Source organism: Brevibacillus choshinensis, assembly GCF_001420695.1.
GTDB lineage: Bacteria > Bacillota > Bacilli > Brevibacillales > Brevibacillaceae > Brevibacillus > Brevibacillus choshinensis.
The window spans coordinates 117,544-141,190 of record NZ_LJJB01000007.1 but is presented as its reverse complement, the minus strand read 5'-3'; the positions used below and the strand labels follow the sequence as shown (position 1 = coordinate 141,190).

Sequence of the window (23,647 nt, the reverse complement as noted above, 5' to 3'; positions counted from 1 at the left end):
TCCTCAGCTTTCTATCTCTTCTAGTTTGGTAACCAACGCTTCCAAAGAGTTAATAATGTTATTGAGTTCTTCTTCTGAAAAGCTGTTAAAGTGCTGCTTGTAAATTTCCCCGGATAAAAGATCTACCTTTTCGAACAGTTCTGTTATCTTTTCTGTTTTCCGAATCCAGACAACCCTGCGATCATTCTCATCTCGGACTCGTTCCACCAATTGCTCTCTCTCCAGGCGATCGATTATGCCAGAAACAGTGCTATACGAAAGGTCAACGGCTTTACTGAGCTGCCCGATTGTTTTCGGCTCCATCATAATTTGCCGAATCACAACCAATTGTGGAACTGTTAACCCGTATTTGCACAGCTCTTTTGTCGCCATTGTGCCGAAAGTTTTATTTAAACGTTTCAGCAAATCCCGGATATGCAATGGTCTATTCATGATGCACTCCTTTCCTACATAATATTTCGTACGCGAAATTTTATCACACGAAACACTATACGACTTTTTTGATTCCATGGCAACTATTTCTTCACATTAAATTTTATCTAGGTAAGAAAGATCTTTTAATGACTTACTCAAAAAGCGAGCGCCTACGTAAAAGTAAACGCTTTACCGAAGTGACGCCAAAAGTGGACACTGCGGCACTTTGTCATGCGCTCCATTCAGCTACACCCTTCTTAACGGCCAATAAAAAGCAAAAAAACAGCACCTTATTCAGGTGCCGTCGGTGGGTTTTCTGGTGGTACGGCTGGTGCTTCCTCCGGTGTTCTGCGGCTCACACTCGGAACATTTCGTGGCTCGTACTCAATCTCAGGGAATGAATGGACCGATACATACATATTTCCACTATAGGATTTCGCCCTGATCAGAATCGGATAGGCGTATTTGTTTTGAAAGACAAAATCCGGTCCGTACCAGCTGACAGTCGCATCTCGTCCAGGACGGACGTATGCAACGTGTCTGCTGTGTGAGTATCGTTGGACGATTTGCAGACCTGCCTTGTCCACTGCATTGAATAACGTGGAGGAAACCTGACAGATTCCTCCGCCGATCCCCTCCGATAGTTCTCCCCTGACGATGACAGGTGCCTGCAAATAGCCCTTCGCCTTTGTCCGCTTCCCTACCACCTTGTTGAAGGAGAATATCTCTCCTGGCAATACAACTGTATTGTTAATGGCCGCAGACGCCAATGCGATGTTATGAGAGCGATTTCGGTTTCCTGAATTGAAATAGGTCGTATACTGACCGATCATCTTCTTTCGCACCTGCGTCATCAAAGCCATATCTACCTTTGGATAAACCTCTTGAAAATTAGCTTTCAGCGTCCCTGAGCCACTCCCGTAATAGTACTCATAGAATTGCTGAAGAAAGTCTGTTTCGTTGAGTCTCCGTCCCTTTTTGTCTGGAACGACTGCACCGTTGTCATTGATCGTTGCGTTTATCGGTTCGATGTACACTTTTTCCCCCAAGCGCTCTAACGTCATCCTCAAATGATTTTCATCGACGACGGGAACCCCTTCGAACGGTACGGTGTAATCGGATCGATCCAGCATCGCGACCGTATCCCCTTCCATTTCCACTTGTAAAAAATGAATGGGATCCAGGGGATTGGCCAGCAGCAATAGAGCCAGAGTCCAAGCATACCCCATCCGGCTGCTCACCTCCTTCTTGTAGTATGAGCAGTCGAACGGGTTTCATGCGATCTTTTGGAAATCAGCCTTGGCTAGCCTCTAGTAGGCTCACATGCGAGTCAAGTCAGTCTACTCACATGCGAGACAGTCGGCCTATGATGGCCTGCACGACTGCTTTCAGGCGTTGCTGGTCAGTTGCTTCCACGTAGACGTTATTCAGTTGATCACGCAACTCCTTGGCCACAGCGAGGCATGCAGTCGCTTCCTTTATCTTTTGGGTATACCTCACTTTGATGTCTAGGAGCTCTTCCTCATATTTTTCATCTGTACCCGGAGTAATCGCACGTTCATACATATCGACAACCTCATCAGAGGGTTTACTTGGAAAGTATTCATGAGGGGCCGTGCTGTCAAAGAGTGCAACGCTCTTTTCTGGTAAAATCACCATGTCCAGACTGTGCGGATCCAACCCACAGTGGTACACTTCGACGTCCATCCCCTGCTTAACCGCTTCGTTCACCAGTTTTTTGAGCATGGTTGACTTGCCAGATCCTGGTCGCCCTTTGATAAAATACCGTTTATCCAAATGATCGGTCAGCTTCATAATGTGATCGACGGGCCCGAGTGGTGTAGCCGCACCCAAGTACATCCTTCTGACGTTCGCTGGCTTTGACAGAGGTTCATCAGAAAAGAGCAGGCCGAGGAGTTCATCCGTCACGAGATTTGCTTTGTCGCGATCAAGATTTTCAATATAAGGTGCTTCCCATTCGTCATGGATGCGTAACGCTTCACCAAAAGCCTCATACGCCTCCTGACTTTTTCGTTCAATCCCCTCAAACCACCCGGAGATCTGTGCCGCGTAAGGAGACAGCTGGTCAACATTTAATGAGGTCTGCAAATTCACGTGGATCTCAGTCACGCCTGGAGCGAAGGGTCTCGTCATCCGCGGATAACTGCTGTCCATAATCGCTACTTTCCATTCCGGGAAAATCACGCCATCGTACTGGCCATTTTCAAACGGGGAATGAATCCATTCTACTCGATCTGTTTTTCTGCCCATCTCGGTGCCGATCGTCTCAATGAGTGGGGACGTAATCCCTTCCACGACGCCCGTCAAATAGTAAATTCGCTCCATTCCTTCTAGGACGGACTCAAAAAATGTCTTATACCCTCGCGCGGTATTACCAGCCGCATAAATATGTCGCTCTCTTCTGGTCATCGCCATTCCCTCCCGTGCTTCCTGTTGCAGGTCGAATCCCTGTATTGTATGCATGAAAAAGCAAATGGGCATCTGTCCCGAGAAGAACGATTCGCGCGCAGGAGCGAAGATCGGAAACCTGCTTCTCCCCACCTCCGCTATGTTGGTATCCCCATACAAAAAAACCGCTGCAAGCACAGGCTCGCAACGGCTCCTTTCATAACGATGCAATAGGCAATTATTTGTTTAGATCAGTCATCTTTCCTGTCGACATGTAAATGATCCACTCGCAAATATTCGTCACATGGTCCGCAATGCGCTCCAAGTATTGTGCCACCAAGAGCAAATGCGTTCCTTGTGAAATCGCCGTACTGTTTTTGGTCATGACTTCGATCAAGTCGCGGAAAATGGTCGAAAACAGCTTGTCGACAATGTCATCGCGAGCTGCAATTTCTTCTGCCGCTTCTTTATTCCTCGCAATATACGCATTCAAGCAATCGCGTACCATCGCTTTTACGTGATCGGCCATGAGTGGAATGTCGATCAGCGGTTTGACATACGGCTCTGCCATCAATCGGCGAGTTGTCTTGGAAATGGACACCGCATGATCCCCCATGCGCTCCAGATCCGTTACCAGCTTGAGCATCGTCCCCAAACGACGCAGATCGCTTCCTACCGGCTGCTGCAATGCGATCAGGCGAAAGCACTCACTCTGAATCTCGTGCTCTAGCTCGTTAATTACGTGATCGTTGCCAATGACTTGTTCGGCCAACTGTACATCCCGTTCGACCAGGCTTTTGATGGATTTGTGGATCGCTTCTTCTACCAGCGTGCCCATCGTCATCAGTTTGCGATGCAGGACGTCCTGCTGTTCCTCAAAGGCGTACCGCGTCATATCCTCGTCCCCCTCTTCATTTATCTGTATCACGACAAATAGTACAAGGGGATTGTAGAGAGTGGGTAAAGGGAATATGATCTTTGTGTAAATCTTTTAGACGAGCGGAATCGTAACTGTAAAGGTCGTGCCTTTCCCTTCTTTACTCTCCACTGTGATGTGTCCATGCAAGTTTTCCACAAGATGCTTGACGATCGCAAGCCCCAGCCCAGTCCCCCCGGAATCACGACTACGTGCTTTGTCCACTCGATAAAACCGCTCAAAAATACGCGGAATGTCTTTTTCAGGGATACCAATCCCCGTATCGATAACCTGGATTTTGACTTGCTGTGTCTCTTTTTCTGTATGGATGGTAATTGTACCACCATCTGAGGTGTAGGCTACTGCATTGGATAACAGATTGAGTACGATCTGCTGCAGGCAGTCTTTATCTGTCATAAGCCAGATGTCTGGCGTCTGGTTCGGCAGTGTAATAGTCAATTGCTTACGATTTGCCTGATCGTTCATGATTGCGACAGCCGACGAGATCAGCTCTTGCAGATGCACCTGGTGCATGTGCAGCGGGATGCGTTTTTGCTCGATCTTGGAGAGGTCCAGAATGTCCCGAATCATTCGGTAGAGCCGTTCACTTTCATCCGAAATGATCTGCAGGAAATTGCGACACGTCTCCTCATCCTGCATAGCGCCTTCCAGCAAGGTCTCGGTAAAGCCCTTGATTGATGTAATCGGTGTACGCAGCTCATGAGAAACGTTTGCTACAAAGTCACTGCGCATCTTTTCCAGACGACGAATATCAGTGATGTCATGCAGCACCACGACGACACCACGCGCCTCCCCTTTAAAGTTGATATAAGGGGCAAAGTTCACATCCAACACACGCTCTTGTGGATAGTAAATGTGTACTTCTTCACGGAACTTTTCACTTTTGTCCAGACAACGGTCGATGTACTGGCTCAAACCAAAGCTTTTGCCTGCTTCAATATGAAGCTTGCCTACGACCTCATGTCCAGGCGTCCCCAACAGCTTTTCCACCGCTGGATTGACCAGCATGATCCGCCGTTGCTCAGAGATGAAGATCACGCCGCTCGTCATATTGGTCAATACCCCGGAGAGGCGCTGTTGATTCTCCGAAATCTCGTACATTTGCTGCTCCAGACTAGAGGCCATAAAGTTGATGGCACCTGCCAGCTGGCCTATTTCATCCTTTGCCTTGATGCGTACACGGCTCTCATACTGGCGTTGTGTGATATTGCGGGCGACGCGAGTAATTTCTTCGATCGGTCGAATAATGGAAAAAGAAATGCGGGAAACGACGATCGATCCTACTACCAGTGTGACCAAGAGACCAGTGAGCAAGCTGTACCACATGTTGTGAATCGTATCCGTAATGTCTTTCATAGACATGGCAGAGCGGACTGCTCCCACGATCTCGGTTCCTTGCATCACGGGTACTGCCACGTACATCATATCGTGTCCCAGCGTCTCACTATAGCGACGTGAGATGCCTGTATCTCCATGTAATGCCGCGAGGAACTCCGGCCTGTCGTGATGATTTTCCATTTCTTTCACTTGGGTGCTATTGTCATATAAAACGACGCCATCACGGTCGATGACTGTCAGTCTCACTTCATCCGTAGGAGCTACCTGCAGTACTCGCTCTTCCAGCACCGCCCTGTCCGAAAAAACATCTGGGAAACGGATCGCCTGCGAGATGAGCTTGGACTCTCGTGACAAAAGCTCATGTAAGGACTGCAGGTAGGAATTCTCGAGCACCTTGGCAAAGTACATCCCCATCAGCAGCAGGACCAGTGAAATCAATCCAAGTATGGTCAAGGTGAGTTTGATTCGAAAGCGAGTCAAAGGTAGTGCCTCCCGTTATCCTTCCAGTTTGTAACCCAACCCACGAACGGTTTTAATATAGCGAGGGTTCTTCGTGTCATCCTCCAGTTTTTCTCTCAAGTGGCTGACGTGAACATCCACGATACGAGAGTCTCCGATAAAGTCGTAGTTCCAGACGGCATTGAGCAGCTGATCGCGCGTCAAGACGCGTCCATGATGACTGGCCAGATAATGCAGCAGTTCGAATTCCTTTGGAGTTAACTCGACTTTTGCGTCTTTGCGGAACACTTCATATTTTTCCGGATAGATGCGGATATCCCCAAACTGCAGTACGATATCTTCCTGAGTAACGGATACTTCCGGAGTCGCCTGAATGCGTCGTAGGATGGCTTTGACGCGGGCGATAACCTCACGAGGACTAAATGGCTTTGTCAAATAATCATCGGCGCCCAGCTCCAGACCTAAAATCTTGTCGAGCTCATCGTCTTTTGCCGTCAGCATCAGAATAGGCGTATTCACTCGCTCCTGACGCAATGTCTTGCACACATCCATCCCATCCATCTTGGGCAACATCAAATCGAGAATAATGAAATCAGGTTGCTCGCTTTTCACCACTTCCAATGCCTGTTTTCCGTCGAACGCGGTCACTACCTGAAATCCTGATTTCTCCAAATTAAACTGAAGCAGCTTTACGATCGAAGCTTCGTCATCCACTACCAATACTTTTATCATTTTCTCATTTCCCCCTAGCGTTACCGTCTTGCTGGAATGAACATCAGATCCATTTTGTTGTTTCTTTTCTTTTTCTTCTCCCTACACTCTCAGTCTGCCAAATCGGGCTTGCAAAAGACAAGTAATTTTTTTGTAAAGGAACCTTTACAATCCATTTATACCCTAGTTGAAAATTTCGGTTTTCGCTTTTGGGCAAATGCGAGACAGCCTTCTGGAAAATCGACAGGATCGACGAAGCTCCACGGCTCTTCTTGTTTCCACTCACAATGCTGCGCGGCACGTTTTACCGCTCGCAAAGTCGCACCAGACTGTTCCATGACGATCCCTGCCAGCTTCAATGCCGCTTTATCCAGCTCCTCGGAAGTAATCAGCTGGTTGAGTAGCCCTAGTCGCATGGCCTCTTCGGCTTCGATCAACTTGCCGGTGTAGACGAGCTCTGTCGCTCTGCTCGGCCCAATCAAACGGATGATTCTTCGCATGAAGGAAGGACCTACCGTTATCCCCAGCTTTCCTACGGGAATTCCCATCCGCGTATTCAACGTCCCGATCCGCATGTCACATGCCAAGGAAAGAATAAATCCTGCCCCCATTGCCGGACCATCCACTGCAGCTATGACTGGCATCGGGACACTTTCAAAAACGGATATCGCCTCTTCCATCTGGAGAAACGCTTGCTCCGCTTCCTCAATCGTCATCTCACAAAATTCCTTGATATCCGCTCCAGCGGTAAATTGTCCGGGAGTCCCACGCAACAAGATCACTTTTGCTTTTGATGAACTACCAGCCAGGCGACCGATTCGCGCTAATTCCAGCCACATGTTCGCCGTCAGCGCATTGCGAGCTGCTGGCCGATTAATCGTGATGATCGCGACCTTTGACGTTTCCTGCAGGGTAATTTTTCCATCAGGCACTCGTTTGATGTGGACTCTCACGAAACGGATCCCCTCTCCCGCTCAGATTTTCACGTCATTGTAAGGTATTATTCCTCGTGATAAGCAAAAAGACGCCTTCCAGATGAAAGGCGTCTTTTGTATACGAGCTCATTCTTATTTCAGAACTGCCATTACGTTGCGTACGGAATCAGCAGACTTGTCGAGAGCTACTTTTTCTTCTGCAGTCAGTTCCAGCTCGAAGATTTTCTCAATACCGTTTGCACCCAACAGAGTAGGTACGCCCAGGTACAGATCGTTATACCCATATTCGCCTTGCAACAGAGCGATGGAAGGCAAAATGCGTTTTTTGTCTTTCAAGATTGCTTCCGCCATTTGAACCAAAGAAGCAGCTGGAGCGTAGTAAGCAGAACCGTTACCCAGCAGGTTAACGATTTCGCCGCCACCTGTACGGGTGCGTTGTACGATCGCATCCAGACGATCTTTTGGAATCAAAGTTTCCAGCGGGATACCGCCAGCATAGGAGTAGCGGACCAATGGAACCATGTCATCACCATGACCACCCAATACGAAACCAGTTACGTCTTCTACGGATACATTCAGTTCCATTGCCACGAAGGTACGGAAACGAGCTGTATCGAGAACGCCGGATTGACCGATTACGCGTTCTTTCGGGAAGCCGGAAGTGGTGAAGAAAGTGTAAGTCATCGCGTCAACCGGGTTGGACAGAACAATAACAATAGAGTTAGGAGCATGTGTTTTTACTTGCTCTGCTACCGATTTCATGATGCCCGCGTTAGTGTTAACGAGGTCATCACGGGACATCCCAGGCTTACGAGCAATCCCTGCAGTGATGATTACCAGGTCAGCATCTTTGATGTCAGCATAGTCAGCCGTACCAGTGATGTTGGCATCGAAGCCAAGTACCGGAGCGGATTCCATCATATCGAGAGCTTTACCCTTGGTTGGGTTTTCCAATTGTGGAATGTCAACCAGTACAACGTCACCCAGTTCTTTTTGTCCCAGGATGAACGCAGTAGTTGCGCCTGTGAAGCCGCTACCGATCACTGCAATTTTTTTGCGTTGGTTTGCCATGTTTTGTCCCCTCCAATTGTTAGTGACTCTTATCCAATGAGTAATCTAACCTTACATGTTTTGAATCAGTGCGTCAGCGAATTCGGAGCATTTCAGCTCAGATGCGCCATCCATCAGACGAGCGAAATCGTAGGTTACGGTTTTCGCGGAGATGGTTTTTTCCATGGAGTTGATGATCAGGTCAGCTGCTTCGTTCCAACCCAGGTGACGGAGCATCATTTCTCCGGACAAGATTACGGAGGATGGGTTTACTTTGTCCAGTCCAGCGTATTTAGGAGCAGTACCATGCGTTGCTTCGAAGATCGCATGTCCTGTCAGGTAGTTGATGTTTGCACCTGGAGCGATACCGATACCGCCTACTTGAGCAGCCAGAGCGTCAGATACGTAGTCACCGTTCAGGTTGAGGGTAGCTACTACATCGTACTCAGCTGGACGAGTCAGGATTTGTTGCAGGAACGCGTCAGCAATCACGTCTTTTACGATGATTTTGCCAGCTGCTTCTGCTTCTTTTTGTGCTTTGTCAGCGTCGCCGCCTTCAGCTTTGATGCGGTCATATTGTGCCCAAGTGAATACTTTGTCTCCGTATTCTGCTTCAGCCACTGCATAACCCCAGCTTTTGAACGCGCCTTCGGTGAACTTCATGATGTTACCTTTGTGTACGAGGGTAACCGATTTGCGTTTGTTATCGATCGCGTAGTTAATCGCTGCACGAACCAGACGCTCTGTACCGTCTTTGGAAACAGGCTTGATACCGATACCAGAAGTTTCTGGGAAGCGGATTTTCTTCACGCCCATTTCGTTTTGCAGGAAGTCGATCACTTTTTTCACTTCTGGAGTACCTTCAGCCCACTCTACGCCAGCGTAGATGTCTTCTGTGTTCTCACGGAAGATGACCATGTCAGTCAGTTCTGGGTGTTTTACAGGGGATGGCACACCATCGAAGTATTGAACAGGACGTACGCAAGCATACAGATCCAGCTCTTGGCGCAGAGCCACGTTGATGGAGCGGATACCGCCGCCAACTGGAGTGGTCAGTGGGCCTTTGATTGCGATCAGGTATTCACGAACAGCTGTGAGGGTATCTTCAGGCAGCCATTCACTGTATTGATTGAAGGATTTTTCACCTGCGAATACTTCGAACCAAGCGATTTTCTTTTCGCCTTTGTATGCTTTTTCTACTGCTGCATCCAGAACACGAACAGAAGCTTTCCAGATGTCAGGGCCAGTACCGTCACCCTCGATGAAAGGAATGATCGGATTGTTTGGTACTACTAGTTGGCCGTTATCCACTTGGATTTTTTCGCCAGCTGTTGGTTGCGTAAGGTTTTTAAACACAAGAACCCCTCCAGAGTTGAAATGGTTGGTAATAGGAATATTTCCAGACGTAGGGAGAACTACCACGGTCGGTGGTAGTTCTCAAGCTCGAAGCAGGACAAGGCACCTGTTCCTCCACGCTCGGAAAAGCAATGAGTTAAGCTAATAGCTAAATGCTTCTTAGCGTCGGTCGATTGGTACATAGTGTTGATTGACCGGACCTGTGTAATCCGCACGTGGGCGAATCAAGCGGTTATTTTCATACTGTTCCATGATGTGTGCAGTCCAACCGGACATACGGCTGATTGCAAAGATCGGTGTGAACAGATCAATTTCCAGACCCAGAGAAATGTAAACAGATGCGGAGTAGAAGTCAACGTTTGGTTTCAGGCCTTTTTCGCCTGTTACCATGTCGTCGATTTTTACAGACATCTCATACAGTTCTGGACGTCCGATTTGTGCAGTCAGTGCTTTGGACATTTCTTTCAGCCATTTTGCACGTGGGTCACCGTCTTTGTATACACGGTGTCCGAAGCCCATGATTTTGTCTTTGTTGTCCAGCTTGTTGCGAACATAGCCTTCTACTTTATCCAGGCTGCCGATTTCAGTCAGCATTTTCGCCACGGCTTCGTTTGCTCCTCCGTGCAGAGGACCTTTCAGCGTGCCGATTGCGGAGACGATACCGGAGTAGATATCAGTCAGAGTGGCAACGGTTACACGAGCTGCAAAAGTGGATGCATTCAGCTCATGGTCTGCATGCAGGATCAATGCTACGTCAAGAGCTTTCACAGCTGTTTCAGTAGGCACTTCGCCTTTCAGCATGTACAGGAAGTTTTGAGCGATGGTGTACTCAGCTTTTGGAGCTACTGGATCCAGGCCTTTACGCAGACGTGCATAAGCTGCGATCAAGGTAGGAGTTTGAGCCATCAAGCGGATTGCTTTCCGGTAGTTGGCTTCGGTAGACATGTCTTGCGCTTCTGTATCGTAGAGCGCTAGCGAAGAGACAGCTGTGCGCAAAGCGGCCATTGGGTGAATGCCTTCTGGATAGTTACGAATGCCTTCCAGAACTTCCGCAGGTACAGCGGCTGCCTCGCCCAATTGCTTTTTCAAGGTTTCCAGCTGATCACGCTTCGGTAACGCTCCATGCCAGAGTAAGTATACAACCTCTTCAAAGGTCGCATGTTCTGCAAGCTCGTCGATGTTGATCCCGCCGTAGCAGAGAACGCCATCTACGATCGAACAGATTGATGATTCAGCTGCAACAATGCCTTCCAGTCCACGGGTTGCTGTCATAGAACTCCCTCTCCTTTTCCACTAAGTAATAGTGCCTATCCAGTCTTCGCTTGTCCTTGGGACCGGTACACGCACTTACGTAAAGCTATATGAAATTTGTAGGCAGCGGTTTCTTTCATCCACCACTCTGATCTAGAATGTCATCCACGCAATCTTAGAACCAGAAACCTCTGCATGGTGAGAGAAGAGAAAAGAATCCACTTAAGTCGACCCAATTATAAAAGATTATTGCAGTTTTGTGAATAAGGTAAGCGAAAAAATGTTTCAAAGGGTGAAACCCGGTTTTGTTTTTTTCACAAACTTGCTCCACCTATCCAGCATACGGCATAATAGTTACATAAGCATTTGCCCTTCTTTGCAGGGTCAGAAAGGAGACCATTTTGAATCAAGAAAACTGGGTGGAGAGACTGTTTCAAATCATTCGGTTTTTATGGGTTTGCCTGCTCGTGTATATCGGATTTTGGGTCTTCCAGTTTGCAACACCCTTACTTTACCCATTTATAATTGCTTTAGTCATCGCTCTACTGATCAACCGGCCAGTCACCTTCATGACAAGAAAGTTTAGGATTCCGCGCTGGCTATCGGTGACGATCTCCCTTCTTTTGCTCATGCTATTGGCTGTGGGAGCAGTCACGCTGATCGTGACGGAGACAGTAGTAGAAATTGGTGATCTTGCCAAACGTCTTCCTGGTTTTGCGGCTGAACTATCTGATTATCTACAGAGGACGATTTCCCAAGAGTTTCTAATGGGACTTTACAATCAAATCCAATGGATCTACACGCAGCTCGATCCCGACTTCCAATCAAAAGTTGACTCGACGATAGGAAGTGGCATTTCGACGATTACGCACACAGGGCAAGATCTGATCGTCAAGTTTTTGAATGGTCTCAAAAATTTCCTCGTTTCACTGCCGAATATGGCAACGGTTTCTGTCATTTCCATGATGGGTGCATTTTTCATATCCAAAGACTTTCACCTGTGGGAGGCGCGCTTCCGCCGTATTTTGCCCAAGGGGGTCAACAGCCGTCTCGATCAAGTTTTCCACGATCTGCGCGGTGCCCTCGTCGGCTTTATCAAAGCGCAGCTGACGCTGATCTCGCTCACAGCAGCGATCGTCATCATTGGCCTTCTGATTATGCGCGTGGAGTATGCCATAACGATCGGTCTGATTACAGGCCTCGTCGACTTATTGCCTTACTTGGGTACAGGGACAGTATTTATCCCTTGGATCATCTATCTGTTCTTCAAAGGGAACTATACGCTCGTCATTGGACTTTCCATACTGTATGCCGTGGTTCTGATCTTCCGCCAAATCATTGAGCCGAAGGTAGTTGCAGAAAACGTTGGATTAGACCCGCTGCTGACATTGGTCGCCTTGTTTGTCGGTCTGCAATTGTTCGGCTTCCTCGGACTGATCATCGGGCCCGTCGCTTTGGTCATGATCAATGCCTTGGTCAAAGCTGATGTCTTTTCTGATATATGGCGTTATATCAGAGGCAAGCGTACATAAATATTAGAAAACTTGGCTTCGCCAAGCCTTTAGCGTAGGCGAAGCCTTAGTTGCCCTTATACTATGTTCCTTAGAAATTTTATAAATTCCGATAGTACAAAAAGAACCGTTTCAGTCGCTGTCCTGCAGACCGGAGCGGTTCTTTTCTATTTGATTATCTACGAAACAACAGCTGGATCTTACCTGATGAGATCATCGACCACAGCCACTTTTTCAGCAAATGACGCACGATAAGACGGGTATAAGGAATCAACAGGAGAATTCCAATGACGTCCGAGAAGAATCCAGGAGACAACAACAATATTCCTCCTGCGAGCACGAGAGCTCCGTCAATCAGTGATTCTGTCGGCATTTGGCCACGTGATAGCTGGAACTGAACGGTTCGGATGACCTGTAAGCCTTGCTGCTTCGCTAGCCATGCCCCGACTACCCCAGTCAAAATGACTAAAGCTACCGTGTTCCACCCACCTATCACCTTGCCTATTGAAATGAGACCCCAAAGCTCAATGGCGGGCACGACAATAAACAGGACGACGAGGATACGGAACATCATGGTCATTTTCCCCCTTTGTGTTGATGTTCTAACCATGCGTACACTTCTGGCTCTGTCCGGGATAGACGAATGGGTTTTAAGGCGGTATTCGTAAATACATGCATCGTTTTCCCTGTCACCAAAAGCTCCTCATCCGCGACTCGAACGATTTCATAGGCGAACGTCAATCGAATCGGAGTGATTTCGGACACATGTGTGCGAATCTCTACTTCGTCGTCATACTTTGCCGGTCTTTTATAGGAAATATTAGCATCGGTCAGAGGGATCATCACGCCCTTCTCTTCCAATTCTCGATAAGTGAGATCCGCGTGGCGAATAAATTCTGTGCGCCCTACTTCGAACCAATTCAAATAATTGGTATGGTAAACAACACTCATTTGATCCGTTTCACTGTAACGGACACGCAAACGATGCGAATGAACGACAGGATTCACGCACTTTTCGCCCCTTTCTCTTTTCCTTAATTGTACCATAGAATCTTGCAGGCAAAAGTCTGTCACATAGTAGTTGTTGGGGGAGAGAAGCCGGTTTCCATACTCCGCTCCGGGTTCCGTCCGGCCCAAAAGTGTAGACTGTCCGCTGCGCCATGATCCCGAGGGAATCGCAAAACGACGCGCAGCTCCGAAGGTCAGTCATAGATAGCGATTCTGTTGCCCCGGGATTCATGGCTCCGCTAAGTAGGACTCCACAGTCGCTCCGTCTGGAAACATGCTTCTCTTGCACGCTGATTCTGTATCAACGAGCTGAGTAAAGAATTTGCTAGATTCTCAAGATGGCAGCATACATGTAACCCTTCGTTGCTCCGCCGACAGGCTTTTTGTGTTGAACTCATGAGTTAGCAAACCAATTCTTTTGGTTCAAGACGAATTCTCCATGTACTACCAACAATGATCGCCCCGACTGAGGACTAATCCGGCACGAGGAAAAAGGGGAAATAAGCGAAAGGTATTTGGGACACGACCTAGGTGGAGTGGAAAAAGCGGAACACGTTTTTAAGCGTCCACCTCTGAGAAACTTCGTGGAGCAGTCTACTTTGGACGCGTTTCGTTTTTTGAACGGAGCCGGACAGAAATGCCCCCGAGCTGTGTCCCTATCTAGCTTGAGCGTTTTCTCCTTTTTCCTGCCCTCCACTACAGCCCCATCCAAGCCCTAATAACATTCCTCCATGAGCAACCCGCATCTCTGCCAGCGAACTAAAGACTAAGCCGGCACGAGGAAAAAGGAGTAATAAGCGAAAGGTATTTGGGACACGACCCAGGCGGAGTGGAAAAAGTAGAACACGCTTGTAAGCGTCCACCTCTGAGAAGCATCTTCGAGAAGTCTACTTTGGACGCGGTTCCGCTTTTGGAACGTAGCCGGACAGGAATGCCCCCGAGCAGTGTCCCTATCGACCTAGAGCGTTTTCTCCTTTTTCCTCCCCACCACAACAATCCGAACCAAGCCATTCTTTTGATACAGCCACGTATGTCATTTTTGCCATTACGTCAATACTGGGACGTATGACTGTATTTATAGGAGAAAGCGGTGGGAGCGAGCATGTGGGGATTGTTTGGTATTATCGCCGGGGCCGTAGTCATTGTGTTGCTGGAAGTACCTCAGCTCAGGCGACAAGGCTACCACAGGGAGTTGATTGTCTTTTCTATTCTCCTAATCCTCGGTGTCGGAGCAGCATGCGCCAAGGTACTGAATGCGCCGATTCCGAATCCAGATGACTGGGTCGCCTTCCTCTTACACCCTCTCAGCACTGCACTCAAACCCTTTATACCTTAGGAGGACGCCTGGGTGATGACGACTGTCAAAATCACGGTCCGTCAGATGATGATCATTACCATGTTGTTCACCATTGGGACAACCATTCTCGTAGCCCCGTCCACGATGGCCTCAGCTTCTGGTCAAGACGCCTGGATCAGTGCCTCGCTGGGCACGGGAGCCGGACTGGGATTGGGCTGGTTGTATGCGTCTCTCGGATTGCTTTACCCTGCGAACAACTTGTTGGAGATCAATGAACTCGTGCTCGGAAAGTGGCTGGGCAGATTCGTCTCGATTTTGTTTGTCTTCACAATGTTTCTGTTTTCCTCACAAGTTCTCTATTACATCGGGAACTTTCTGGCGACTCACTTCTTTCCGGAAACTCCCATTCAATTCTTGATTCTTTTATTTTTAATCATTCCTGTTGTGGCCATGCGTGTAGGAATTGAGCCATTTGCCCGTGCCGTTGAGCTGTTTTTCCCTTGGTTTCTTCTCCTGTTCTTTTGCTTGGTCATGTTTGTCCTTCCCAAAGCCGAATTTGTCAACATACAGCCTGTTCTGGAGGCTAATGGAAAGGAACTCTTCAAAGGCGCCCTGTTGTTTGTCAGTATCACGTATTTAACCGCTCCAACCTTACTGATGTTTTTTCCTGTCTGTGTCAACCGACCGATCCCGTTTAAAAAAGGATTCCTTATGGGTGGGCTGCTCGGAGGACTCATGCTGATTCTCATCATTCTCCTGAGCATTTTGGTGCTGAGTGCGAAAGTTACAATTTTATATAACTACCCTAGCTTCATTCTCGGTCGCCAAATCAATATCGGCAATTTTTTGCAACGGTTGGAGGCAATCGTGGCCATTCTCTGGTTCTTGACGATCTTCGTGAAGCTGACCATGTATAACTTTGCGGCCGTCTTCGGTCTGGCTCAACTATGCAGACTACGCACCTATCGACCTCTCATCATGCCGAGTGGGATCCTGATTGCCACCTTCTCGCTCATTGTATATCCCAATTTCGCTTACCAGCAGACTTGGGATGCGGGCACCTGGTTGCCATACAGCTTGCTATTTGGCCTCTTGTATCCACTGAGCCTGCTTATCATCGGGAACATACGAAAAAAACAGGGCAGGACTGAATCATAGTCCTACCCTGTTTCTCTTATTTTCATCTAAAGAGTCATACCCTTAGCGAATCGGGCACGCGCCACCTTCGCAAGATTCAGCAGTCGTCAGGTCGGCATCTCCACCAGTTTCGTACTGTTGAAGAATCGCAGGGTCAAACGGCTTCATCGTTTGTTTCAATGCTTCGTATTCGGCTTGAGAGCACTCTTCGTACGGTGCCAATTGATAGTTACCTCCATCCAGTTGAAGGAAGGAAACACCTACAAAATTATCCCAGTTGCCATATACGATCTCTTCCACTTCTTCCCACTCTTCTTTGCGTACTGTAATCGTGTTGGAAGAGTTGTGTTCGGTGTACTCTTTTTGGAAGCGGAAGTACGTATCGAATTGGCGTTTTGCGCTTACTTCGTTTTTCGTTTCTTTTGCACCGGAAGCTACAGGGAAATCGATGACCAGCGTACGAGCATTCGCCATGCGCTCTTCGTAAGTATCACCTGGTGTCCCCACCTCTGGGTTGACATTCCACCCGAGGGCTTGTACCGCTTTTGCCAGTGGATCTTCCGCGTTGATACGGATGCGACGGATGTAGTATGGCGAGTGGGACCAGTGCAGACCGCTAGATACCCCACCTGCCACCTGTGACAGCGTACCCTCTGGCTTCACGGTAGTAACGAGCAGCGGTGAGTTTACGCGCAGTTCATACGCATAGCGATTCGCTTCATCACGTGCAGCATCCCCCAGAAGGCGCAGGAGCTCCAGCTCTTGTTCTTCTGTGTAGCCAAGTGATGCGAGTGCGTCTTTTACGCCAGTCAGAGAAGTACCGAGCAAGCGGTCACGCTGTTGTACGGTATCCCAGTGCGGCAGCTCCAGTGTCACCAAGGTCATGCGCAGCCCGGCACGTGCTGATTTGCGTTGAGCTTCCAGAAGACCATCCAGATCCAAATACTTGGAGCCATCTGCGCTATCTTTGACAAACTCAGCCAGATTGACGGTCGTCAAGTTGCAGACACCGTAAGAATCGAGCAAGATTTCCGCGCATGGGTTCAGGCCTTCTGCATTCGGGCGGCGGCGATTGGCTTCTTCTAGATTGATAAAGCCAGGCTCCCCTTCCAGCTGCATCAAGGTGAAGACGAGGTGCAGGAATTCACGGGTCGGCTGTTTGGTAAATGCGATCGAGTTGTTGGACATGCGACGGTGATCCAGTCCGAAACGTCCGTCGCCTACCTTTTGGATGCTGTCAAACCATACAGGCTTGTGCTCTCCCAAAAGCTCACCTACTTGACGATGGTGTGCCAGCTGATCCTCTGTCCAGAATGCGTTGATACCGTACTTGGCCATCATGCACTCGTAATCATCATGGTCAAACAGGAAGATTTCAGCTGTGCGGCGTACACCACCTACTACGACGTTTGCTCCGATCAGATTGCCGATGTCCAGAATGTGAATCGGACGAATCTTGCCGTAGCCTTTCGCATCGCTTTCGATTGGTGCCAGGTGCTGATCGATCTGGTTTTTCAATACTTTATCGATTCCTTCGAACATTTCGCGAAGTGGCTCATGTCCGCTCGCCGTTCCGCCAAAGCGTTGCAGACGCTCCCCTTTTGGACGGACGCTGTTGTAGGAAATTTTCACGGTGTGAATGTGCTCGTACGTCGTGTCAGTCAAGATTTGCAAGTAGAGACGCAGCGACTCTACCCAGCCTTCTTTACTGTCCCCCACGTAGATCTTGGCGAAGCCGTTTTCCAGAACGTTCAGCTCAGAGCGCTCCAGACGTTGGTGCTTCGGCAACGGCTTGTACTCCGACGACAGCAGCGATACGTTCGTGCGGATCGGCGTGAGCCCTGCAGCCATTTCCTTTGTGCACTTAAATCCTACCCCCGTGCCTACGAGCAGCAGGTAGAACAAATCTCCCAGGTCATCCCAAGACTTGATGTTCAGGAAAGAGCAGTTGAAGTTAGCCAGCGGGTAAAGATCAGCTACGCCGTTCTCTGCGCCACCTACCCAAAGTGTACGTCCGGACAGGAATTGGCGGAGGTTGAACATATTATCAAACAGTCCCTCTGCTTCTGCTTCCATCGCACGCGAATCCGGGTGCAAGCCAATTTTGTTCAGGTGCTGATAAGCGAGCTTGATATTGTAATCCACCGAGCGACGGCAGGTTTCCTTCCAGGTTTCCCGTCTTCCTTTTGCAGGAATAAAGCGAGAATAAGTACGGTAGTACACAAACTGTCCCAGTGGACTCATATGTTCTGGAAACTCTGGATATTGTTGCAAGAATTCATCCGTCAGAAAACGGGTTCTGGTAATCGACTCAGTGGCCAGCATATCGGTTCCTCCTTCAAATGGTTCCTCTCTAGTTAACTATCTTTATCTGAAAAACTCAATAGTTTTACCCACATATAGTGTGCAATAATTTTCGACAACACAATATATAGTATATCTCTCAAAAAAACTCTTGACATAAAGATTAACCCTCTATGTATCGGCTTTCGAGCCGATAGCCTACATGATTCTTTTACCCTAAATTAGCAAAAAAGCATGTCGAACTTTTTTTACCGGGTCTGCGACAGGCAACTAACCGATTTTAACAGATTACCCCCGCTATTGCATTACCTAAAAATCACCGTTTTATGGGACATTTTTGCAACCAAACACTCTTTCAAGTCTAAAAAAGGCACGCCAAAAAGGGTGACTCCAGGTCACCCTCTTTGACTATCATATGCGCGAAAATGAAACTTTGTACCTAGAGAACACGAGCGTGTCCGGAGTAGATGTGTCCACGTTCGGAGTCTACTGTGACGACTTGACCGTCCTTTAACACTTCGGTCGCCAGAGAGACGCCAACGATCACAGGAACCCCTACATTGAGCCCGACGATGGCTGCATGGGAGGTCAGTCCACCTTCCTCCGTGATCACGGCAGATGCCTTTCTGAAGGCCTCAATCATGTCTGAATCAGTGCCGATCGTCACCAAAATGGTGCCTTCCTCTGTTTTCGCCAAAGCTTCCTCTGCTGAACGAGCGATAACGACCTTTCCTGTTACGACTTTACGGCCGATCCCTTGTCCCTTTGCTACGACATCGCCAATCACGTGAATCTTCATCAGATTGGTCGTTCCCACCTCTCGTACAGGTACACCAGCAGTAATCACCACGAGGTCTCCGTGGCGCACGTAGCCTGAGTCGAGAGCTTCCTGAACCGACATGTCCAGCATTTCATCTGTCGTATTTGCCATCTCACCCAAAACAGGGTAGACGCCATTAATCAACGACATGCGACGAATGACACTTGCATGCGGTGTCACGGCTACGATTGGGGCTTTTGGACGGAATTTGGAGACCATCCGTGCCGTATGCCCGCTTTCCGTAGCTGTGATAATCGCAGCTGCATCCAGATCAAGTGCCGCGTTGGACACTGCCTGGCTGATTGCATCCGTAATCGTGATCTGTTTCAACTGCGCCTGGGTATACAGGATCTCCCGATAATTGAGTTCCTGCTCCGCTCGTACAGCAATCCGCTCCATCGTTTCCACGGATTCTACCGGATATTTACCAGCAGCCGTTTCTCCGGACAGCATGATCGCATCGGTCCCGTCAAAGATCGCGTTCGCGACATCGCTCGCCTCCGCACGGGTCGGGCGAGGATTCCGTTGCATGGAATCAAGCATTTGCGTAGCGGTAATGACCGGCTTAGCCAGCTCGTTACATTTTTTGATCAGCTTTTTCTGAACAAGTGGAACTTCCTCCGCCGGAATCTCTACACCCAAATCTCCACGTGCAACCATGATCCCGTCTGTAACAACGAGAATCTCATCCACGTTGTCTACGCCCTCTTGGTTTTCGATTTTGGCGATGATATCGATGCGTGCACCATAGCGCTCCAGAATCGAACGGATCTCCAAAATATCAGACGCCTTACGCACAAAAGATGCTGCGATGAAGTCGACCTGTTGTTGAATACCGAACTCAATATCCTGCGCATCCTTTTCCGTAATTCCCGGGAGATTGATCTTTACCCCTGGTACGTTGACACCCTTTTTGCTCTTGAGGGTACCACCGTTTTTGATCAGACAAACGATGTCATTTCCCCGAACCTCTTGGACAGTAAGGCCGATCAGACCGTCGTCGATCAAGATGGTATCACCAGGATTTACGTCCTCTGGCAGTTCTCCATAGGTAATGGAAACACGCTCAGCCGTTCCCGCTACCTCATCGGTGGTGAGAACAATCGTATTTCCCTCAAGCAGCTCGACTGCATCAACAGACAGTGTGCCTGTACGAATTTCTGGTCCCTTCGTATCCAACAGGATGGCCACTGGCTTGCCTGTTTCTTCGGACGCCTTTCGGATGTTGACGATCCGTGCTGCGTGTTCCTCATGAGAGCCATGTGAAAAATTGAGACGGGCCACATTCATCCCCGCATGGATCAGCTTTTTCAGCGTTTCGACCGATTCACTTGCCGGTCCGATGGTACATACAATTTTTGCTTTTCTCAACATAGGAATATGCCTCCTCTAAACTCCTGAAAACCTGCCCACGCTAGATGGACAGAGTTCGTGCCAACTGATAAACGGATAAGTCCAGTTTATGCTTTTGAGCCAATGCTTCTTTAAAATCCACTTCGACAATTTGGTTGTTCTGTATACCGACCATGCGATCTCGCTTGCCTTCTATCAGATAATCAACGGCAGCTGCTCCCATTCGGCTCGCCAGCATACGGTCCATCGCAGTAGGAGATCCACCGCGCTGAATGTGACCCAATACCGTCACGCGCGTCTCCCACCCTGTAGCCTTAGTAATCGCATCTGCGTAAGACGCTGCACTGCCTACCCCTTCTGCTACGATGATAATGGAGTGCTTTTTTCCCCGCCGTTGTCCGGCATGGAGACGCTCCAATATATCTTCCATGTCTTGTTCTTCTTCTGGAATAATGATGGACTCTGCTCCTGCTGCAAGTCCTGCCCACAAGGCCAGATCTCCTGCATCGCGTCCCATTACTTCAATAATGTACGTACGCTCGTGTGAGGTAGCGGTATCCCGAATTTTATCGATCGCATCTACAATCGTATTCAATGCCGTATCAAATCCGATCGTAAAGTCCGTGCAAGGAATGTCATTGTCGATTGTACCTGGTACTCCAATCGTAGGGAATCCTTTTTCCGTCAGTTTTTGCGCTCCGCGGAAGGAGCCATCTCCGCCGATGACGATCAGCCCTTCGATGCCGAACTTGCTGAGCTGCTCAACGGCTCTCTGCTGTCCAGCCTCAGTCTTGAACTCTTCGCTTCGGGCAGAATATAAAATGGTTCCGCCCCTTTGAATAATATCCCCTACTGAGCCCAGCGACATTTCCTGGATATCTCCACTCATCAGTCCCTCATATCCGTGGTACACACCGTACATTTGTACCCCGTGGTGAGCCGCCCGTCGAACTGCCGCCCTTACCGCAGCGTTCATTCCCGGTGCATCGCCACCGCTGGTCAGAACCGCAAGCTTTTGCATGGAATCCACCTCTCCAATCGTGTCGTCTTTAGCATGTCATGAAACGGCAACAGTATGTACCATATCAGGTATGGAACACTCTGTATCAGTTCACTTAACATATCTGTTATACTAAAAAATGATATGTGCCATACTTTTTGGAAGTTTTGATAACTTCTGCATTCGACTAAGATTGTAGCAGATTTTCCGTGCAGAAAAAAGCGAAAAAACGCCCCCCGCAATTACAGGGAGGCGTATTCGCCAATCTGTTTGAACTTTTCGTAACGATCCTGTACTAGTTCATCCGGAGTCATTTTGCCCAGCTGTTCCAGTTGTTCGACAATCGTTGCCTTGACCAGACTCGCCTGCTGGATCAAGTCACGATGCGCTCCTCCAAATGGTTCATCGATGATACCATCGATTACACCCAGCTCAAGCAAGTCAGGCGCTGTGATTTTCATCGTTTCCGCTGCGCGCATCCCCAGGCTAGAATCTCTCCACAAAATAGCCGCCGCACTTTCCGGCGCAATCACGGAGTAATACGAATTCTCCAGCATAAAGATTCGATTGCCCACGCTGATTGCCAGGGCACCACCACTACCGCCTTCCCCGATGACAATACAAATAATCGGCACACGGAAGGTAGCCATTTCACGCAGATTGCGAGCGATCGCTTCACTCTGGCCACGCTCTTCTGCAGCCTTGCCGGGGTAAGCACCCGACGTATTGATAAAGCAGATGATCGGGCGTCCGAATTTATCCGCCTGCTCCATGATTCGCAGAGCCTTGCGGTAGCCTTCAGGATGCGCCATACCGAAATTCCGCTTAATATTTTCTTTGGTGTCTTTCCCTTTTTGGTGACCGACGATGGTTACCGGGCGCCCGTCCAGCTTGGCAATACCGCCAACGATAGAATGGTCGTCTCCAAATAAACGGTCTCCATGCACTTCCATAAAATCAGTAAAAAGTAGCTGTATGTAGTCCAAGGTTGTCGGACGCTCCGGATGGCGAGCCAATTGAACACGCTGCCACGGCGTCAGATTTCCATAAATTTGCTGAGCCAAGTCTTTTGACTTTTGTTCCAGTCGCTTGATCTCATCCGAGAAGTCAATTCCCTTCTCTTCTGTGAAGCGACGCAGTTCCTTGATCTTATCCTGCAATTCAATTAGTGGCTTTTCAAAAGGGAGTTCTCCTGCCATGCTTCCACTCCTTCCCGCGACGTGTGCATCTCTACCAGTTTGGCGAGTGTATTCCGCATGTCTTTGCGGTGCACGACCATATCGAGCTGCCCATTCTTCAACAAGAATTCCGCTGTTTGGAAGTCTTTAGGCAACTCCTGACGAATCGTTTGCTCAATGACACGACGTCCGGCAAAACCAATCATAGCACCCGGTTCCGCGATATTGTAATCTCCCAAAGAGGAGAAGCTCGCAGAGACACCACCATAGGTAGGATTCGTCATGATGGAGACAAACAAAAGACGTTCCCGATCGAGTCGCGACAAAGCCGCACTCGTCTTGGCCATCTGCATGAGGCTGAGCACACCTTCTTGCATGCGTGCACCACCGGATGCCGAGAACAAAATGAATGGCAAACGACGAGCGATTGCTTGTTCGATTGCACGTGTAATTTTCTCTCCTACGACCGATCCCATGCTGGCCATACGGAAACGGGAATCCATGACACCAATAATAATCCGATTGCCGCCAAGCACGCCTTCTCCGGTCATGATCGCTTCATTCAGATTCGTATTGGCCTTGTCCTGCTCGAGCTTTTCCAGATATCCCGGGAAGCCGAGTGGATTGGCCGTGATTAGATTCGCGTCAAATTCCTCCGTCAGCACACCTTCATCCAAAAGCGATGCCAAACGTTCCGGAGCTGACATGGAGTAGTGATACTGGCATCCTTTACAGACGCGCAAGTTTTTCTCCAGATCCTTGGAGTAGTGAATCGTCCCACAGTGTGGACATTTATTCATCAAACCCTCGGGGACTTCCTTCTCTCTCGTTCCTGCTTCCTTGGAATGGTCGATGGAAGCTGGGACACGTGCGAGTGTCTCCGAAGGGACTGTAGCAAACTTACGCTTTTTCCCAAAAAGATCTTTTAGCAATTGTACACCCCACCTTTCTCTTCAGTGAAGGATCGTGGCGAGTACTTCCTGGACTTCTTGTAGCTCGCTCTCCGGCACCAAAATCTCGTATTGCTTGGAGACCTTTGCCTCGCGAACTTTTACCAGGAATCCTTCATCTGTCAAACGTTGTTGAATCCGTTCTGCGATTCTAGCGCTAGGAGCGATGTAGATGACAGTCCACACGCTGGCTTCCTCCTTCATCGTCCAATACAGGTCTGCATCATCA

Annotated in this window: 21 protein-coding genes; 3 read left to right on the top strand and 18 right to left on the bottom strand. The window is 48.8% G+C overall.

The genetic code is table 11. The annotated features are described in order from the left end of the window. Nucleotides 1-3 precede the first annotated feature (3 nt). From AN963_RS00670 to citZ, 10 genes are all read right to left on the bottom strand, one after another. Nucleotides 4-432, bottom strand: a complete 429-nt coding sequence (locus tag AN963_RS00670; protein ID WP_055742646.1) for a MarR family winged helix-turn-helix transcriptional regulator — start codon at nucleotides 430-432, stop codon at nucleotides 4-6. Between the two features lie 272 nt (nucleotides 433-704). Continuing rightward, nucleotides 705-1,643 (bottom strand): VanW family protein, encoded by a 939-nt coding sequence (locus AN963_RS00665; RefSeq protein WP_055742645.1) that lies wholly within the window; start codon nucleotides 1,641-1,643, stop codon nucleotides 705-707. A gap of 115 nt (nucleotides 1,644-1,758) precedes the next feature. Further along, nucleotides 1,759-2,844 (bottom strand): PRK06851 family protein, encoded by a 1,086-nt coding sequence (locus AN963_RS00660; protein WP_055744397.1) that lies wholly within the window; start codon nucleotides 2,842-2,844, stop codon nucleotides 1,759-1,761. Between the two features lie 217 nt (nucleotides 2,845-3,061). After that, entirely contained in the window at nucleotides 3,062-3,718 is a 657-nt protein-coding gene (phoU, locus tag AN963_RS00655; RefSeq protein ID WP_055742644.1) for a phosphate signaling complex protein PhoU, read from the bottom strand. 96 nt (nucleotides 3,719-3,814) lie between these two features. Beyond that, complete coding sequence (gene pnpS / locus AN963_RS00650; RefSeq protein ID WP_055742643.1) at nucleotides 3,815-5,578, bottom strand: two-component system histidine kinase PnpS; 1,764 nt, start codon at nucleotides 5,576-5,578, stop codon at nucleotides 3,815-3,817. A 15-nt stretch (nucleotides 5,579-5,593) separates the two neighbouring features. Further along, nucleotides 5,594-6,289 carry a response regulator transcription factor gene (locus AN963_RS00645; RefSeq protein WP_055742642.1) on the bottom strand — a complete coding sequence of 232 codons (696 nt, stop codon included), beginning with the start codon at nucleotides 6,287-6,289 and terminating at the stop codon, nucleotides 5,594-5,596. A gap of 155 nt (nucleotides 6,290-6,444) precedes the next feature. Then, nucleotides 6,445-7,221: an enoyl-CoA hydratase/isomerase family protein gene (locus AN963_RS00640; RefSeq protein WP_055742641.1), complete on the bottom strand. Its 777-nt coding sequence runs from the start codon at nucleotides 7,219-7,221 to the stop codon at nucleotides 6,445-6,447. A 114-nt stretch (nucleotides 7,222-7,335) separates the two neighbouring features. Continuing rightward, the gene (gene mdh / locus AN963_RS00635; protein WP_055742640.1) at nucleotides 7,336-8,274 is read right to left on the bottom strand and encodes a malate dehydrogenase; all 939 of its coding nucleotides are present in this window, start codon (nucleotides 8,272-8,274) and stop codon (nucleotides 7,336-7,338) included. A 51-nt stretch (nucleotides 8,275-8,325) separates the two neighbouring features. Continuing rightward, the gene (icd, locus tag AN963_RS00630; RefSeq protein WP_055742639.1) at nucleotides 8,326-9,609 is read right to left on the bottom strand and encodes an NADP-dependent isocitrate dehydrogenase; all 1,284 of its coding nucleotides are present in this window, start codon (nucleotides 9,607-9,609) and stop codon (nucleotides 8,326-8,328) included. Between the two features lie 159 nt (nucleotides 9,610-9,768). Further along, nucleotides 9,769-10,881, bottom strand: coding sequence for a citrate synthase (citZ, locus tag AN963_RS00625; protein WP_055742638.1), 1,113 nt, complete (start codon nucleotides 10,879-10,881; stop codon nucleotides 9,769-9,771). 380 nt (nucleotides 10,882-11,261) lie between these two features. Here citZ and ytvI point away from each other — a divergent pair, with 380 nt between their 5' ends. Beyond that, nucleotides 11,262-12,392 (top strand): sporulation integral membrane protein YtvI, encoded by a 1,131-nt coding sequence (gene ytvI, locus AN963_RS00620; protein WP_055742637.1) that lies wholly within the window; start codon nucleotides 11,262-11,264, stop codon nucleotides 12,390-12,392. A gap of 154 nt (nucleotides 12,393-12,546) precedes the next feature. Here the strand turns inward: ytvI and AN963_RS00615 are convergent, their stop codons facing one another. Both AN963_RS00615 and AN963_RS00610 read right to left on the bottom strand, forming a co-directional pair. Beyond that, nucleotides 12,547-12,942, bottom strand: coding sequence for an FxsA family protein (locus tag AN963_RS00615; protein WP_055744396.1), 396 nt, complete (start codon nucleotides 12,940-12,942; stop codon nucleotides 12,547-12,549). Between the two features lie 5 nt (nucleotides 12,943-12,947). Then, nucleotides 12,948-13,379, bottom strand: coding sequence for an acyl-CoA thioesterase (locus tag AN963_RS00610; RefSeq protein ID WP_055742636.1), 432 nt, complete (start codon nucleotides 13,377-13,379; stop codon nucleotides 12,948-12,950). Between the two features lie 1,090 nt (nucleotides 13,380-14,469). On the opposite strand from AN963_RS00610, the gene AN963_RS00605 reads away from it, so the two are divergent. Both AN963_RS00605 and AN963_RS00600 read left to right on the top strand, forming a co-directional pair. Beyond that, a complete protein-coding gene (locus AN963_RS00605; RefSeq protein WP_236707845.1) occupies nucleotides 14,470-14,715 on the top strand; it encodes a hypothetical protein in 246 nt (81 codons plus the stop codon). 15 nt (nucleotides 14,716-14,730) lie between these two features. Continuing rightward, complete coding sequence (locus AN963_RS00600) at nucleotides 14,731-15,834, top strand: GerAB/ArcD/ProY family transporter (RefSeq protein ID WP_236707921.1); 1,104 nt, start codon at nucleotides 14,731-14,733, stop codon at nucleotides 15,832-15,834. Between the two features lie 42 nt (nucleotides 15,835-15,876). Here the strand turns inward: AN963_RS00600 and nrdJ are convergent, their stop codons facing one another. The 6 genes from nrdJ to AN963_RS00570 form a co-directional block, all read right to left on the bottom strand. Then, nucleotides 15,877-18,138, bottom strand: coding sequence for a ribonucleoside-triphosphate reductase, adenosylcobalamin-dependent (gene nrdJ, locus AN963_RS00595; RefSeq protein ID WP_055742634.1), 2,262 nt, complete (start codon nucleotides 18,136-18,138; stop codon nucleotides 15,877-15,879). Between the two features lie 418 nt (nucleotides 18,139-18,556). After that, on the bottom strand, nucleotides 18,557-20,311 hold the full coding sequence (gene pyk / locus AN963_RS00590; protein WP_055742633.1) for a pyruvate kinase: 1,755 nt from the start codon (nucleotides 20,309-20,311) through the stop codon (nucleotides 18,557-18,559). A 40-nt stretch (nucleotides 20,312-20,351) separates the two neighbouring features. Further along, nucleotides 20,352-21,311: a 6-phosphofructokinase gene (gene pfkA / locus AN963_RS00585; RefSeq protein WP_055742632.1), complete on the bottom strand. Its 960-nt coding sequence runs from the start codon at nucleotides 21,309-21,311 to the stop codon at nucleotides 20,352-20,354. Between the two features lie 221 nt (nucleotides 21,312-21,532). Then, a complete protein-coding gene (gene accA, locus AN963_RS00580; RefSeq protein ID WP_055742631.1) occupies nucleotides 21,533-22,489 on the bottom strand; it encodes an acetyl-CoA carboxylase carboxyl transferase subunit alpha in 957 nt (318 codons plus the stop codon). After that, nucleotides 22,456-23,400, bottom strand: a complete 945-nt coding sequence (gene accD, locus AN963_RS00575) for an acetyl-CoA carboxylase, carboxyltransferase subunit beta (protein ID WP_055742630.1) — start codon at nucleotides 23,398-23,400, stop codon at nucleotides 22,456-22,458. The genes accA and accD overlap by 34 nt, the downstream gene beginning before the upstream one ends. Nucleotides 23,401-23,421: 21 nt before the next feature. Beyond that, nucleotides 23,422-23,604 (bottom strand): hypothetical protein, encoded by a 183-nt coding sequence (locus AN963_RS00570; protein WP_055742629.1) that lies wholly within the window; start codon nucleotides 23,602-23,604, stop codon nucleotides 23,422-23,424. Nucleotides 23,605-23,647: the final 43 nt, after the last annotated feature.

Excerpts from the sequence above, each read along its gene's own strand:
- AN963_RS00670 (WP_055742646.1), bottom strand. The coding sequence starts at position 432 with ATGAATAGACCATTGCATATCCGGGATTTGCTGAAACGTTTAAATAAA.
- AN963_RS00665 (WP_055742645.1), bottom strand. The coding sequence starts at position 1,643 with ATGGGGTATGCTTGGACTCTGGCTCTATTGCTGCTGGCCAATCCCCTG.
- AN963_RS00660 (WP_055744397.1), bottom strand. The coding sequence starts at position 2,844 with ATGACCAGAAGAGAGCGACATATTTATGCGGCTGGTAATACCGCGCGA.
- phoU (WP_055742644.1), bottom strand. The coding sequence starts at position 3,718 with ATGACGCGGTACGCCTTTGAGGAACAGCAGGACGTCCTGCATCGCAAA.
- AN963_RS00645 (WP_055742642.1), bottom strand. The coding sequence starts at position 6,289 with ATGATAAAAGTATTGGTAGTGGATGACGAAGCTTCGATCGTAAAGCTG.
- mdh (WP_055742640.1), bottom strand. The coding sequence starts at position 8,274 with ATGGCAAACCAACGCAAAAAAATTGCAGTGATCGGTAGCGGCTTCACA.
- citZ (WP_055742638.1), bottom strand. The coding sequence starts at position 10,881 with ATGACAGCAACCCGTGGACTGGAAGGCATTGTTGCAGCTGAATCATCA.
- AN963_RS00615 (WP_055744396.1), bottom strand. The coding sequence starts at position 12,942 with ATGTTCCGTATCCTCGTCGTCCTGTTTATTGTCGTGCCCGCCATTGAG.
- AN963_RS00600 (WP_236707921.1), top strand. The coding sequence starts at position 14,731 with ATGACGACTGTCAAAATCACGGTCCGTCAGATGATGATCATTACCATG.
- nrdJ (WP_055742634.1), bottom strand. The coding sequence starts at position 18,138 with ATGCTGGCCACTGAGTCGATTACCAGAACCCGTTTTCTGACGGATGAA.
- pyk (WP_055742633.1), bottom strand. The coding sequence starts at position 20,311 with ATGTTGAGAAAAGCAAAAATTGTATGTACCATCGGACCGGCAAGTGAA.
- pfkA (WP_055742632.1), bottom strand. The coding sequence starts at position 21,311 with ATGCAAAAGCTTGCGGTTCTGACCAGCGGTGGCGATGCACCGGGAATG.
- accA (WP_055742631.1), bottom strand. The coding sequence starts at position 22,489 with ATGGCAGGAGAACTCCCTTTTGAAAAGCCACTAATTGAATTGCAGGAT.